Origin of the sequence: Micromonospora sp. WMMA1923 (assembly GCF_049179195.1) — a bacterium.
Classification (GTDB): domain Bacteria; phylum Actinomycetota; class Actinomycetes; order Mycobacteriales; family Micromonosporaceae; genus Micromonospora; species Micromonospora yangpuensis.
This window is the reverse complement of record NZ_JBMHLZ010000001.1, coordinates 595308-608814: the sequence shown is the minus strand read 5'-3', so window position 1 is coordinate 608814 and position 13507 is coordinate 595308. Positions and strand designations below refer to the sequence as shown.

General features: G+C 71.6%; 14 protein-coding genes. 5 read left to right on the top strand and 9 right to left on the bottom strand.

The genetic code is table 11. From position 1 onward, the window contains the following. Positions 1–290: 290 nt before the first annotated feature. The 6 genes from rdgB to ACN28G_RS02755 form a co-directional block, all read right to left on the bottom strand. Positions 291–908 (bottom strand): RdgB/HAM1 family non-canonical purine NTP pyrophosphatase, encoded by a 618-nt coding sequence (rdgB, locus tag ACN28G_RS02780; RefSeq protein ID WP_091435131.1) that lies wholly within the window; start codon positions 906–908, stop codon positions 291–293. Beyond that, the gene (gene rph, locus ACN28G_RS02775) at positions 905–1633 is read right to left on the bottom strand and encodes a ribonuclease PH (protein ID WP_091435130.1); all 729 of its coding nucleotides are present in this window, start codon (positions 1631–1633) and stop codon (positions 905–907) included. The genes rdgB and rph overlap by 4 nt, the downstream gene beginning before the upstream one ends. Positions 1634–1681: 48 nt before the next feature. Beyond that, positions 1682–2428, bottom strand: coding sequence for an MBL fold metallo-hydrolase (locus ACN28G_RS02770; protein WP_091446042.1), 747 nt, complete (start codon positions 2426–2428; stop codon positions 1682–1684). A 252-nt stretch (positions 2429–2680) separates the two neighbouring features. Further along, positions 2681–3646: a PLP-dependent cysteine synthase family protein gene (locus tag ACN28G_RS02765; protein WP_091435126.1), complete on the bottom strand. Its 966-nt coding sequence runs from the start codon at positions 3644–3646 to the stop codon at positions 2681–2683. A 12-nt stretch (positions 3647–3658) separates the two neighbouring features. Further along, positions 3659–4033, bottom strand: coding sequence for a MoaD family protein (locus ACN28G_RS02760; protein WP_091435124.1), 375 nt, complete (start codon positions 4031–4033; stop codon positions 3659–3661). A 64-nt stretch (positions 4034–4097) separates the two neighbouring features. Then, positions 4098–4586 (bottom strand): Mov34/MPN/PAD-1 family protein, encoded by a 489-nt coding sequence (locus tag ACN28G_RS02755; RefSeq protein WP_091435121.1) that lies wholly within the window; start codon positions 4584–4586, stop codon positions 4098–4100. A gap of 152 nt (positions 4587–4738) precedes the next feature. On the opposite strand from ACN28G_RS02755, the gene ACN28G_RS02750 reads away from it, so the two are divergent. Then, a complete protein-coding gene (locus ACN28G_RS02750) occupies positions 4739–5608 on the top strand; it encodes an aldo/keto reductase (protein ID WP_091435119.1) in 870 nt (289 codons plus the stop codon). Between the two features lie 122 nt (positions 5609–5730). Here the strand turns inward: ACN28G_RS02750 and ACN28G_RS02745 are convergent, their stop codons facing one another. Further along, entirely contained in the window at positions 5731–6225 is a 495-nt protein-coding gene (locus tag ACN28G_RS02745; protein ID WP_175440742.1) for a DUF2017 domain-containing protein, read from the bottom strand. Positions 6226–6227: 2 nt separating this feature from the next. After that, positions 6228–6518, bottom strand: coding sequence for an ATP-dependent Clp protease adapter ClpS (clpS, locus tag ACN28G_RS02740; protein WP_421478322.1), 291 nt, complete (start codon positions 6516–6518; stop codon positions 6228–6230). Positions 6519–6702: 184 nt separating this feature from the next. Between clpS and ACN28G_RS02735 the strand changes: the two genes are divergently transcribed. The 4 genes from ACN28G_RS02735 to ACN28G_RS02720 all read left to right on the top strand — a co-directional run bounded on the left by ACN28G_RS02735 (position 6703) and on the right by ACN28G_RS02720 (position 11636). Next, entirely contained in the window at positions 6703–7989 is a 1287-nt protein-coding gene (locus ACN28G_RS02735; RefSeq protein ID WP_091435117.1) for a nicotinate phosphoribosyltransferase, read from the top strand. Positions 7990–8032: 43 nt separating this feature from the next. Then, positions 8033–8614 carry an isochorismatase family protein gene (locus ACN28G_RS02730; RefSeq protein ID WP_091435115.1) on the top strand — a complete coding sequence of 194 codons (582 nt, stop codon included), beginning with the start codon at positions 8033–8035 and terminating at the stop codon, positions 8612–8614. Positions 8615–8678: 64 nt separating this feature from the next. Continuing rightward, on the top strand, positions 8679–9896 hold the full coding sequence (locus ACN28G_RS02725) for an MFS transporter (protein ID WP_421478321.1): 1218 nt from the start codon (positions 8679–8681) through the stop codon (positions 9894–9896). Between the two features lie 186 nt (positions 9897–10082). Beyond that, positions 10083–11636 carry a hypothetical protein gene (locus tag ACN28G_RS02720; protein ID WP_421478320.1) on the top strand — a complete coding sequence of 518 codons (1554 nt, stop codon included), beginning with the start codon at positions 10083–10085 and terminating at the stop codon, positions 11634–11636. Between the two features lie 65 nt (positions 11637–11701). Here the strand turns inward: ACN28G_RS02720 and ctaD are convergent, their stop codons facing one another. Beyond that, positions 11702–13462 (bottom strand): cytochrome c oxidase subunit I, encoded by a 1761-nt coding sequence (gene ctaD, locus ACN28G_RS02715; RefSeq protein ID WP_091435109.1) that lies wholly within the window; start codon positions 13460–13462, stop codon positions 11702–11704. Positions 13463–13507 lie beyond the last annotated feature (45 nt).

The window sequence follows — 13507 nt, the reverse complement described above, 5'->3', positions numbered from 1 at the left end:
CGGGTCAGAGTTGGTTGTGGTGACCGGGAAACCGAACCACCTTGCCCCCGCCCGTTCCGCCGGGCCGGCGTGGCGACGGCAACAGGCCGAGTGGAGGCGTCGGCAACAGGCCGGGTGAAGGCGTCGGCAACAGGCCGAGTGGAGGCGTCGGCAACAGGCCGGGTGATGGGAAAAAGAGGCCCTCGGGGCTTCCTTTCCAAGCGCCCCCGGCCTGCCCTACAGATGCCCCACGGCCCGCAAGCAGGGCAAGCCGGTACCAGGTGGTTCGGTTCTCCGGTCGGATCCGCGCCTCAGCTCACCGGGGGTAGCACCTTCGCCACCAACTTCGCCAGCTCCCGCAGCGCCTTGCCCCGGTGGCTGATGGCGTCCTTCTCCGCCGGGGTCAGCTCGGCATTGGTGTGCTTCTGCCCGTCGCCGAGGAAGATCGGGTCGTACCCGAAGCCACCGTCACCGCGCGGCGCGCGCAGCAACCGGCCGGCCTGGCGGCCGTCAACCAGGTGCTCCTTGCCACCGGGCAGCACCAGCGCGACGGTGCAGACGAAGGAGGCGCCCCGGTGTTCGTCCGGCAGGTCGGCGATCTGGTCCAGGACCAGTTGCAGGTTGGCCTGGTCGTCGCCGTGCCGACCGGCCCACCGGGCGCTGAACACCCCCGGCATCCCGCTGAGGGCGTCCACCGCGAGCCCCGAGTCGTCGGCGATGGTGGGCAGACCGGTCCGCCGGCACCCCTCCCGCGCCTTGATCAGCGCGTTCTCGCCGAAGGTGAGGCCGCTCTCCGGCAGCTCCGGGTAGTCGTCCACGTCGTTCAGGCCGAGCAGGGCGACCCGGTGCGCGCCGAGGGCGCCGTCGAGGATCCGCTGCAGCTCGATCAGCTTCTTCTGGTTACGGGTGGCGAGCAGCACCTTGTTCATGACGTGAGAGCCTTCCGCTGGGCCTCGGCGAGTTCCAGGCAACCTGCGGTGCCCAGGTCGAGCAGCGCGTCGAGCTGGTCCCGGGCGAAGACCCCCGCCTCGCCGGTCCCCTGCACCTCGACGAAGTCCCCACCGTCGGTGCAGACCACGTTCATGTCGACCTCGGCGGCCACGTCCTCGGTGTAGTTGAGGTCCAGCCGGGCCTCGCCGGCGACCACGCCCACGCTGACCGCGGCGACCGACCGGTGCATCACCTTCTCCGGCTTGCCGGCCAGCGCCTTGCGCGCGGCCAGCCAACCGACCGCGTCGTGCAGCGCCACGTAGGCGCCGGTGATCGCCGCGGTCCGGGTGCCGCCGTCGGCCTGGAGCACGTCGCAGTCGAGCACGATCGAGTTCTCGCCGAGCGCCTTCAGGTCGATGCTGGCCCGCAGGCTGCGACCGATCAGGCGGGAGATCTCGTGGGTACGGCCACCGATGCGGCCCTTGACGCTCTCCCGGTCCGAGCGGGTGTTGGTGGCCCGGGGCAGCATCGCGTACTCGGCGGTCACCCAGCCCAGCCCGGAGCCGCGCCGCCAGCGGGGCACCCCCTCGGTGACGCTGGCCGTGCAGAGCACCCGGGTCCCGCCGAACTCCACGAGCACCGAACCCTCCGGATGGGAGCTCCATCCTCTGGTCAGGGTCACCGGTCGGAGTTGGTCGGGCAGTCGCCCGTCAGGTCGCGCCATCCCTGCACCCTATTGCGGTGGCGGCACCGCCCGGTGCCCGGGGCCGGGTCAGATGTCGTAGCTGGCGCCGGGGCGGACCACCTCAAGGGGGCCGGGGAACGCGGCGGTGGCCGAGTCCAGCGTGTGCGCCTCGCTGCCCCAGGCCACCACCAGGTGGGTCAGGAGCAACCGGCCGACCCCGGCCTTGGTCGCCGCCTCGCCGGCCTCCCGCCCGGTCAGGTGCAGATCGGGTGGGTTGTCGACGCCGTCGAGGTAGCTGGCCTCGCAGAGGAACACGTCGGCGTCCTGCGCCAGCCGCAGCAGCGCCTCACAGGGCGCGGTGTCGGAGGAGTAGCAGAGCACCCGCCCCTCGTGCTCCAGCCGTACCCCGTACGTTTCGATCGGGTGGTTGACCCGGTCGACGGTGACGCTGAACGGCCCGATCGGGAAGGTGCCGGGCTGGAGGCCGTAGAACTGGTACACGTCGTCGATGGTGGTGTCCGTCTGCCCGTACGCGGCGGAAAGCCGGTCCGGCGCGCCCGAGGGGGCGTACACCGGCAGGGCGGGGTACGGTCCGTCCGGCGCGTACCGGCGGACCACGATGTACGACGCGGCGTCGAGGATGTGGTCGCAGTGCAGGTGGGTGAGGAGGATGGCGTCCACCGCGTGCAGCCCCACGTACCGCTGGAGGGTGGACAGCGCCCCGGAGCCGAAGTCGACAAGTAACCGGAAGCCGTCGGCCTCGACCAGATACGCCGAACAGGGGGAGTCGGGGCCGGGAAAACTACCCGCGCAACCCAGGACGGTCAGGCGCATCCGGTTGTCCCACTGCCACGCGCCGTAGTCACCGCACCGGCCCTGCACCCACCGATGATCTTTACCGACGCGTACGCCACGCTGGGCAGCCTACGCCGACGTGAGCGGGGCACGAATCATCTCGTGCAAGTTGTCGCCAACGTGACACCCAGCCGGGCCGAACGCCCCTTGGCGTCACGCTGAAACGAGATCATCAACACGAAGAGTGAACAGCCCCGGCCCGGTTGAACGCCGGGCCGGGGCTGCGGACACTCACGCCCAGAGCTGACCCTCCAGGGCCTCCTCGGCGTCGGCCAACGTGCCGCCGTAGGCCCCGGTGGAGAGGTACTTCCAGCCACCGTCGCAGACCACGAAGGCCACGTCGGCCCGGCGGCCGTCGCGGACCGCCTCGTGCGCCACGGCCAACGCCGCGTGCAGGATCGCCCCGGTGGAGAAGCCGGCGAAGATTCCCTCCACCTCCACCAACTGCCGGGTACGCAGCACCGCGTCCCGGGTGCCGACGGAGAACCGCCGGGACAGCACGGTGGCGTCGTACAGCTCCGGGACGTACCCCTCGTCGATGTTGCGCAGGCCGTAGACCAACTCGCCGTACCGGGGCTCGGCCGCGACGATCTGGATCGCCTCGACCTTCTCCCGCAGGTACCGCCCGGTGCCCATCAGGGTCCCGGTGGTGCCCAGACCGGCCACGAAGTGGGTGATCGAGGGCAGGTCCCGCAGCAGCTCCGGGCCGGTGGTCTCGTAGTGGGCCCGCGCGTTGGCCTCATTGCCGTACTGGAAGAGCATCACCCAGTCGGGGTGTTCCACCGAGATCTGCTTGGCGGTGGCCACGGCCTGGTTGGAGCCACCGGCCGCCGGCGAGAAGATGATCTCAGCGCCGTACATCCGGAGTAGTTGCACCCGCTCGGTGGAGACGTTCTCCGGCATGACGCAGACCAACCGGTAGCCGCGCAGCTTCGCCACCATGGCCAGCGAGATGCCGGTGTTGCCGCTGGTCGGCTCCAGGATCGTGTCACCCGGACGGAGCCGGCCGGCCTCCTCGGCGGCGCGGACCATGAACAACGCCGCCCGGTCCTTGATGCTGCCGGTCGGGTTGCGGTCCTCCAGCTTGGCCCAGAGCCGCACCGGCGGCGCCCCCTCGGGCACCGTCGGCGAGAGCCGGGGCAGCCCGATCAGGGGCGTACCGCCGCAGGCGTCGAGCAGGCTGTCGTACCTGGCCATGGCGACCGCCCGTCAGCGGGTGACGGTGACGCGCCGGCTGTCGACGCCGTGCCGGGCGGCGAGTGCCGCCGCGCTGTGCGAGGCGATCGCGGCCGCCGCGGCGAACCCGAACGCGCCGCCGGCCACCGCGGGCAGGATGGTGACGCTGTCACCGTCGGAGAGCTTGGTGTCCAGCGCGCCGAGGAACCGGACGTCCTCGTCGTTGACGTAGACGTTGACGAACCGGTGCAGCGCGCCGGCCTCGGTGACCAGCCGGCCCCGCAGCCCGGCGTGCCGGGAGTCCAGGTCGGTGAGCAGGTCGCCCAGGGTGTCCCCGGTGCCCTCGACGACCTTCGCGCCGCCGGTGTGGCTGCGCAGGATGGTGGGGATGCGAACCTCGATGGCCATGATGTGGAAACTCCTCGATCGGGTGTGCCTGGATGACGGGAACAGGTGGGCCGGCGCTGGGTGATCAGCGGTCGGAACACTCGTAGTCGACCGTCGCCGGGCTCTGCCCGAACATGTAGGACTGGACGGCGTGCGGGTCCACCGGGGCGTCCACGATCCGGACCGGCTCCTCGGTGACCACGCCGTCGACGATCCGGAACGAGCGGATCTCCTCGGCGTCGGGCTCCCGGGTGGAGACCAGCAGGTAGTGCGCTCCCGGCTCACCGGCGAACGAGACGTCCGTCCGGGACGGGTAGGCCTCGGTGGCGGTGTGCGAGTGATAGATCACGAGGGGTTCCTCGTCCCGGTCGTCCATCTCCCGCCAGACCCGCAGCTGCTCCATCGAGTCGAACTCGTAGAACGTCATCGACCGGGCGGCGTTGTCCATCGGGATGTGCCGGGTCGGGGTGTCACTGCCGGCGGGTCCGGCGACCACACCACAGGCCTCGTCGGGATGGTCCCGACGGGCGTGGGCGACGATCGCCTCGACGATCGACCGGTCGATGCTCAGCACGTGAACCAGCCTAACGCCTGTCGGGCCGCAGCCCGACGTGGGCGCCGTCACCTTCCCACCGGGCGGACGGAATTTCGGCGCGGGTTGATTTTTCCACCGCCCACGAAGGGGTACGAATGCCGGAGACAGCGGCAAAAGCGAAGGAGTTCCCCATGCAGCAACGTCGCCTCGGTTCGGTGCAGGTAGGCGCGATCGGACTCGGCGGGATGCCGATGTCGGTCACCGGCCGGCCGGACACCGAGCGTTCGATCCGGACCATCCACGCCGCGCTGGACGCCGGCGTCACGCTCATCGACACCGCCGACGCGTACTCGCTGGGCTCCGACGACTTCGGGCACAACGAGTCGCTGATCGCCCGCGCGCTGGCCAGCTACGGCGGGGACACCTCGGCGGTGCTGGTCGCCACGAAGGGCGGCCACACCCGCCCCGGCGGCTCGGAGTGGGCCCAGAACGGCTCCCCCGACTACCTGCGGGCCGCCTGCGACGCCTCCCTGGCCCGCCTGGGCGTCGAGGCCATCGGGCTGTACCAGTACCACCGGCCGGACCCCCGGGTGCCGTGGGCCGAGTCGATCGGCGCGCTGCGGGAACTGGCCGACGCCGGCAAGATCCGGCAGGCCGGCATCTCCAACGCCGACCCGGACCAGATCCGGCAGGCCCACGAGATCCTCGGCGACCGGCTGACCGCCGTACAGAACCAGTTCTCCCCGGAGTTCCGCAGCAGCGAGAAGGAGTTGCGCCTCTGCGCGGAGCTGGGGCTGGCGTTCCTGCCCTGGTCGCCGCTGGGCGGCATCGGCCGCGCCGGGGACCTGGGCGGGCGGTTCCGTCCGTTCGCCGAGATCGCCGAGGCGCGCGGGGTCAGCCCGCAGCAGGTCTGCCTGGCCTGGCAACTGTCCCTGGCACCGGTGGTGGTGCCGATCCCCGGCGCGAGCCGCCCCGAAACGATCAGGGACTCCGCCGCCGCCGCTGACCTGACCCTCGACGAGCAGGAACTGGCCGCCCTCAACGCCGTCTCCCCCACCTGACGCCCACCCCACGCGACCCCCCACCCCGCGCGAAGGAAGGGCCCCTTGTTAACGCCCGCTGGTGAGAAGGGTGCCCTTCTCTACCGATAGCGTTAACAGGGGGCCCTTCCTTACACACACAGCTAGTCGATGAGGGCCAGGAGGAGGGATTCCTGGAGGTAGCCGAGGTAGGCGTAGACGGAGAGCTGGAACACCCGGGAGGAGCTGGGGTCGGTGGCGACCGCCTCGTCCAGTTCCTCGCCCAGGTCGGTGCCGTCCTTGATCTCCAGCCGGACGCCCATCGCCAGCCGGGCGTCGTTCAGCGCCCGCAGCCACGCCTCGGCGGCCTCGGCGTCCAGGCGTACCTCCCCACCGGCCTCGTCGGGCAGCGCGGCGAGGATCGCCCCGGCCTGGTCGATCTTGGCCGTCTTGAGGTCCCCCTCGGTGTACCGGCGGAACTCCTCCGCGCCGGACGGGTCGTCCGGGTACGCCTCGGGGAAGAGCCGGCCGACGACCGGGTCGGTGTGGTCGAAGCCGTCGGTGAGCAGGCCGACCACCTCCGAGGCCACCTTGCGCAGCACCCGCACCTCGTCCACGGCGAAGGTCGCCACGTAGCGGTCCTCCCGGCGACGGAACATGCTCACGCGCGCTCCACCGTCGCCCACAGGCCGTACGCGTGCAGTTGCGCCGCGTCGTGCTCCATCCGTTCCCGGGCCCCGCTGGAGACCACCGCCCGCCCCTTGTGGTGCACGTCCAACATCAGTTGCTCGGCCCTCTCCCGGCTGTATCCGAAGAGCTTCTGGAAAACCCAGGTGACGTACGTCATCAGGTTGACCGGGTCATCCCAGACGATCGTCACCCATGGCCGGCCGGAAGCGGGCACCTCTTCGGTGTCCGTCGTCTCGACCGGTGCAACCTGTGGAGCCGCCATGCCCCCCATCGTGCCACCGGAAGTGACGAACCGATGAACCGGAACGCCGGGCGGGAGCGGACCAGCACCGTGCGCGACCGCCCGGTGCTCCCCGCCCGACGCCGCTGGCAGGGCCCTGACCAGCACGACCACCCGTACGCAGCCCGGTCGGCACGACGACCGGAGGAACTCTAGGCTGGGGTACGTGAGCACCTTTCGCCCCGCGCTGCTGACCGACCACTACGAGCTGACCATGGTCAGCGCCGCGTTGCGGGACGGCACCGCCGACCGGCCCTGCGTCTTCGAGGTGTTCAGCCGCCGCCTGCCCACCGGCCGGCGCTACGGCGTGGTCGCCGGCACGGCCCGCCTGATCGAGCTGATCCGGGACTTCCGCTTCGACGCCGACGAGATCGACTTCCTGCGCCGCACCGGGGTGGTCGACGAGGCTGCTGCCGCCTGGCTGGCCGGTTACCGCTTCACCGGCGACATCGAGGGGTACGCCGAGGGGGAGCTGTTCTTCCCCGGCTCCCCGATCCTCACCGTCTCCGGCGGGTTCGCCGAGTGCGTGGTGCTGGAGACGCTGGTGCTGTCGGTGCTCAACCACGACTGCGCGGTGGCCGCCGCGGCGGCCCGCATGGTCACCGCCGCCCGGGGCCGGGCACTTATCGAGATGGGCTCCCGCCGGGCACACGAGGAGGCCGCGGTGGCCGCCGCCCGCTCCGCCTACCTGGCCGGGTTCCGGTTCACCTCCAACCTCGCCGCCGGCCGGCGCTACGGCATCCCCACCGCGGGCACCGCCGCGCACGCCTTCACCCTGCTGCACACCGACGAGAAGACCGCGTTCGCCTCGCAGGTCGCCTCGCTGGGCCGGGACACCACGCTGCTGGTCGACACGTACGACATCAGCCAGGGCATCCGCAACGCGATCGAGGTGGCCGGGCCGCAGCTGCGGGCGGTCCGGATCGACTCCGGTGACCTGGCGGTCATCGCCCACCAGTCCCGCGAGCTGCTGGACTCGCTGGGTGCCACCGAGACCAAGATCATCGTCTCGGGTGACCTCGACGAGTACGCCATCGCCGCGCTCGCCGCCGAGCCGGTGGACATGTACGGCGCCGGCACCTCGGTGGTCACCGGCTCCGGCGCGCCCACCGCCAGCCTGGTCTACAAGCTGGTCGAGGTCGAGGGACGGCCGGTGGTGAAGCGGTCCGAGCACAAGTCGACGATCGGCGGACGTAAGGTGGCCGTCCGGCGGCACAAGCCGACCGGCACCGCCACCGAGGAGGTCGTCGTGCCGCAGGGCGTGCCGGACCGGCAGCCCAACGACCGGCTGCTGCAGCGCACGTACGTCGCCGGTGGCGAGCCCGCCGAGCCGGTGTCGCTTGACGAGTCCCGCGAGCACCTGCGGCAGTGCCTGATCTCCATCCCCTGGGAGGGGCTGAAGCTCTCCGCCGGTGATCCGGCGGTCCCGGTGACGGTCGTACCCACGAGCTGACATACCCGTGAGCTGACCCCCGCGAACGTGGAAGGAACATCCGATGGGTAGTGCGTTGATCATCGTGGACGTGCAGAACGACTTCTGCGAGGGCGGTTCCCTCGCGGTGACCGGCGGGGCCGGGGTGGCGGCCGGGATCTCCCGGCTGCTCGCCGCCGAGCCGGACCGTTGGGACCACGTGGTGGCGACCAAGGACTACCACGTCGACCCCGGCTCCCACTTCAGCGACGATCCGGACTTCATCGACTCCTGGCCCCGGCACTGCGTGGTCGGCACCGCCGGCTCCGAGTTCCATCCGGAGCTGCACACCGGGCGGGTGGAGGCGGTCTTCCACAAGGGCGAGTACGCCGCGGCGTACTCCGGTTTCGAGGGGCACGCGGCCGACGGCGAGGGCCTGGCGGACTGGCTGCGGCGACGCGACGTGGACCGGGTCGACGTGGTGGGGATCGCCACCGACCACTGCGTCCGGGCCACCGCCCTGGACGCGGCCCGGGAGGGGTTCGCCACCACCGTGCTGCTCGACCTGACCGCCGCCGTGGCACCGGCCACCACCGACGTGGCCCTGCGGGCGATGGAGGGCGCCGGGGTGACCATGCGCGGGGCGCCTGTGATCCGCAGCGCTTAACCGACAATTGAGTGGTGTCTGTCGCACCCGGGGTCGAAGATGTCGCCCGGAGGTACGGACCACGATGAACATAAAGCCTTACCGGGAGGCACTCGCCCTGCCCGGTCTCCGGTCGCTGCTGGCGGTGTCGGTGCTCGCCCGGGTGCCGATCACCGCCACCGGCGTGACCCTCACCTTCTACGTGGTGCTGGACCTCGGCCGCGGCTACGGCGCGGCCGGGCTGGTGGGTGCGGCGATCACGGTCGGGGCGGCGGTCGGCAACCCACTGCTGGGCCGGTTGATCGACAGGCACGGTCTGCGCCCGGTGCTGGCCCTCACCACGGTCGCCGAGGCGTTGTTCTGGTCCACCGCACCGGCCCTGCCCTACCCGGTGCTGCTCGTGACGGCGTTCGTCGCCGGGCTGCTGGCCCTGCCGATCTTCTCGGTGATCCGCCAGTCGATCGCCGCGCTCGTGCCGCCCGAGGGCCGCCGCCCGGCGTACGCGCTGGACTCGATGTCCACCGAGCTGTCGTTCATGATCGGCCCGGCGCTGGCCGTCGCGGCGGCCACCACGATCTCGGCCCGGAGCACGCTCTGGTTCGTCGGTGCCGGGCTGGTCGCCTCCGGCATCCTGCTCTGGCTGCTCAACCCGCCGATCCGCAGCGCCGGCGAGACGGCCGCGCCGGCCCGCCGGGTGCCCCGCCGGCAGTGGCTGACCCCCCGCCTGCTCGCCGTCTTCGCCGTCAGCGCCGCCGCCACCCTGGTCCTCGGGGGTACCGACGTCGCGGTGGTCGCCGTGCTGCGCGAGAGTGGTGCGGTCGGCTGGACCGGTCTGGTCCTGGCGGTCTGGGCGGTCGCCTCGCTGGTCGGCGGCTTCGCCTACGGCGCGGTCAGCCGGTCCTTCTCGCCGCTGGCGTTGCTGGCCGCGCTGAGCCTCTGCACCATTCCGGTGGGGCTCGGCGGGGGGTACTGGTGGTTGCTCTGCCTGGCGTTGATCCCGGCCGGGCTGCTCTGCGCGCCCACCCTGGCCGCCACCTCCGACCTGGTCAGCCGGCTCGCCCCGGCGGAGGTGCGGGGTGAGGCGATGGGGCTGCAGGGTTCGGCGGTGACGGTCGGCATCGCCGTCGGCGCGCCCCTGGCCGGGCTGGTCATCGACCGCACCTCGCCGCCGTGGGGCTTCGTGGTGACCGGCGGGATCGGCCTGCTCGTCGCGCTCGTCGTCCTGCCGGTGGAGCTGCGCCGCCGCCGGACCGGTCCGCCGGTGGCGGATGAGAAGACCGACGCCCTCGCCGCGACCCACTGAGCCGTCTGCCCCACCCACCGCGACCCGCTGAGCCGTCTGCCCCACCCAGCGCGACCCGCCCGGCCCGCCCCACGCGACCCACCGGCCCACCCAACGCGACCCACCGGCCCGCCCATGGGGGTCAACGGGCCCGCCGGTTCGCTGCTCCGGTGGACGGGGTTGCCGGCAACCAGCACCATGTCCGTCATGCGTGGCAGAGGTGTGGTGGCGGTGTTCCTGGCGGTCGGGGTGGGTGGGGTGGTGGCTTGCTCCGGGCCGGCGGAGGACCGCGGCCCGGTCCGGGTGGGCGAGCTGCCCGCCGAGGTCACCGGCCTGGGTCCGGCCGTCCTGCTCGGTTCGGTGGCCGACGACCGGCGGTCCGACCTGCACGGGTTGTACCAGGTCGAGCGGTTCGGCGCCGAGCTGACCGGGGTGGCGCCGACGCGCCGGCACGTCGAGGTGGCACTCGGCGATCCGCTGGGCCTGACCGTGGCCCGGGGGCTGGCCGAGGACCCCCGGGACGCCTTCGTCGCCGACGGCCGGGTACGCGACACCGAACTGCCCGACCACAGCTCGGTACGCACGGTCACCCCGGTCGGTGCCGGGCTGGCCGTCACCGGCAACCGGTGCCTGGTGGTACGCGCCGACGGGCAGGTCCGGCAGCCCGCCGTGGAGGCCCGCTGCCACGCCGGGTCGACCGGTGGCCTGCTCTGGTCGGTCAGCCACACCGGGCAGTGGGGCGCGGTCGACCTGAGCACCGGGGTACCGAGCCCACCGGTCACCGTCGCCGGTACGCCGTTCGGCGCCACCGCCGACGGCCGGCACCTGTTCGTCACCGAGACCGGCACCCGGCGGGTGAGCGTGGTCGACACCCGTACCGGTGCAACCAGGTCGACCGGGGTCGAGCTGGCCCGGGGTGAGCCGGACGGCGCGGTCGGCCCGGCCGGTTTCGCCCACCTGCGGATCGTCGACGGGCAGCGCCGGTTGAGCCTGATCGGCCTGGAGGGGACCGTGCGGGACCTGCTCGCCCCGGTCGGCCACGTCGCCTTCACCCCGGACGGCACCCGCGCCCTGGTCGTCCAGCCGGCCGAGGGGTACCGCATCGTGATCCTGGACCTCGCCAGCGGCGACGTACGCCAGGTGACGGGGGCGGGCCGTCCCGCCGGATATCTGACGGCGCTGGTGACCGGCGACCACGCCCTACTGGCCGAGCTGGTCGGCCCGCAGCCGCGGCAGGTCCGGCCGGTCCGGTTGTGGAGCGTCGACCTGGCGGCGGCCCGGCTGACGGGGGCCTCGGCTGTCGGGGACGGCGGCCAGGTGCAACGGTTCGAGGCCGACGCCGCCCGGGTAGCCGACGGCGCGATCACCCTCGCGCCGGGTGGGCAGGTGCTGAGCCTGGACGCGCGGGGTCGGGTCGTGGCCGCCCGCGCCGGTGCCCGGCCCGGCCCGGCCTTACCGGACGGCCGGCTGCTCCACCGGCTCGACGACGGTGCCGGTGGCCTCCGCAACGACCGGCTGATGGCCCGCGGCGCGGACGGCCGGGAGACCGAGTTGTCGACCGGGGCGGGCCCCGACCAGGTGGTGTCGCACCTGCTGCCCACCCCGGACGGCGGACACCTGCTGGTGTCGCTGCAGCCGGGCGGGGGCACCCGGGCGCGCGCCCTCGGCAGCCAGATCATGCTGGTCCGGCTGGACGGCACCGGCGAGCCGCTGCTGCTGTACCGCAACGCGGTACTGGTCAGCCTGGGCCGGTCCGGCTGAGCCCGACGCAGACGGCGACGGGCGCCGTACCCGGATGGGTGCGGCGCCCGTCGTACGGCGGTCGGTCAGCGCTGGTCGAGGTCCGCCGAGGTGTCCTCCTGGTAGCTGGCACCACCGTTGACCTCACTGGTCAGCGGCTTGGCACCGCCCTCGGGCGGGCCGGCCAGCGACTGGCCACCGGCGGCCAGCTCGGGGAACTTGTAGTCGAACGCCGGCCGCTCGGAACGGATCCGGGGCATCTTGTCGAAGTTGCGCAGCGGCGGCGGCGAGCTGGTCGCCCACTCCAGCGAGTTGCCGTGGCCCCACGGGTCCTCGACCTCGACCACCGGGCCGGCCTTGTACGACTTCCAGCAGTTGTAGATGAACGGCAGCGTGGAGATACCGGTGATGAACGCGCCGATGGTGGAGATGATGTTCAGCGTGGTGAAGCCGTCACCGGGCAGGTAGTCGGCGTACCGCCGGGGCATGCCCTCGTTGCCGAGCCAGTGCTGCACCAGGAAGGTGGTGTGGAAGCCGACCATGGTCAGCCAGAAGTGCACCTTGCCGAGGCGCTCGTCGAGCATCCGGCCGAACATCTTCGGGAACCAGAAGTAGATGCCGGAGAAGACGGCGAAGACGATGGTGCCGAAGAGCACGTAGTGGAAGTGCGCGACGACGAAGTACGAGTCCGAGACGTGGAAGTCCAGCGGCGGGCTGGCCAGCAGCACGCCGGTCAGGCCACCGAAGAGGAACGTCACCAGGAAGCCGATCGCCCAGAGCATGGGCGTCTCGAAGCTGATCTGGCCGCGCCACATGGTGCCGATCCAGTTGAAGAACTTCATCCCGGTGGGCACCGCGATCAGGAAGCTCAGGAAGCTGAAGAACGGCAGCAGTACCTGACCGGTGGCGAACATGTGGTGCGCCCAGACGCTCATCGACAGGGCGGCGATGGCGATGGTCGCGGCGACCAGACCCTTGTAGCCGAAGATCGGCTTGCGGGAGAAGACCGGGATGACCTCGCTGATGATGCCGAAGAACGGCAGCGCGACGATGTACACCTCGGGGTGGCCGAAGAACCAGAACAGGTGCTGCCAGAGCATAGGCCCGCCGGTCTCCGGGGAGTACACGTGGGCGCCGAGGATGCGGTCCGCGGCGAGCGCGAAGAGCGCGGCGGCCAGCAGCGGGAAGACCAGGATCACCAGCAGGCTGGTGACCAGGATGTTCCAGGTGAAGATCGGCATCCGGAACATGGTCATGCCGGGGGCGCGCAGGGTCAGGATCGTGGTGATCATGTTCACCGCGCCGAGGATGGTGCCCAGACCGGAGATGGCCAGGCCGACGATCCACATGTTGGCGCCCACGCCCGGCGAGTGCTCGACGCTGCTCAACGGCGCGTACGCGAACCAGCCGAAGTCGGCGGCGCCACCGGGGGTGAGGAAGCCACCCATCGCGATCGTGCCGCCGAACAGGTACAGCCAGTAGGCGAAGCTGTTCAGCCGGGGGAAGGAGACGTCCGGCGCGCCGACCTGGATCGGCACGATGTAGTTCGCGAAGGCGAACACGATAGGCGTCGCGAAGAAGAGCAACATGATCGTGCCGTGCATGGTGAAGAGCTGGTTGTACTGCTCCGGCGACACGATCTGCATGCCGGGTACGGCCAGCTCGGCCCGCATGACCAGGGCCATCACGCCGCCGATCATGAAGAACACGAACGCCGTGATCATGTACATGATCCCGATCTGCTTCGCGTCCGTGGACCGCAGCAGCCGCGCGAGGGCCGACCCCTTGACCGGCTCTCGGACCGGCCAGGGCCGGGTCACGACCGGCTTGGGTGCAACGGTGGTCACGAATGGCCTCCGGTTCTCGGTTGTCCCGCTCGGCTACGCGCTGGT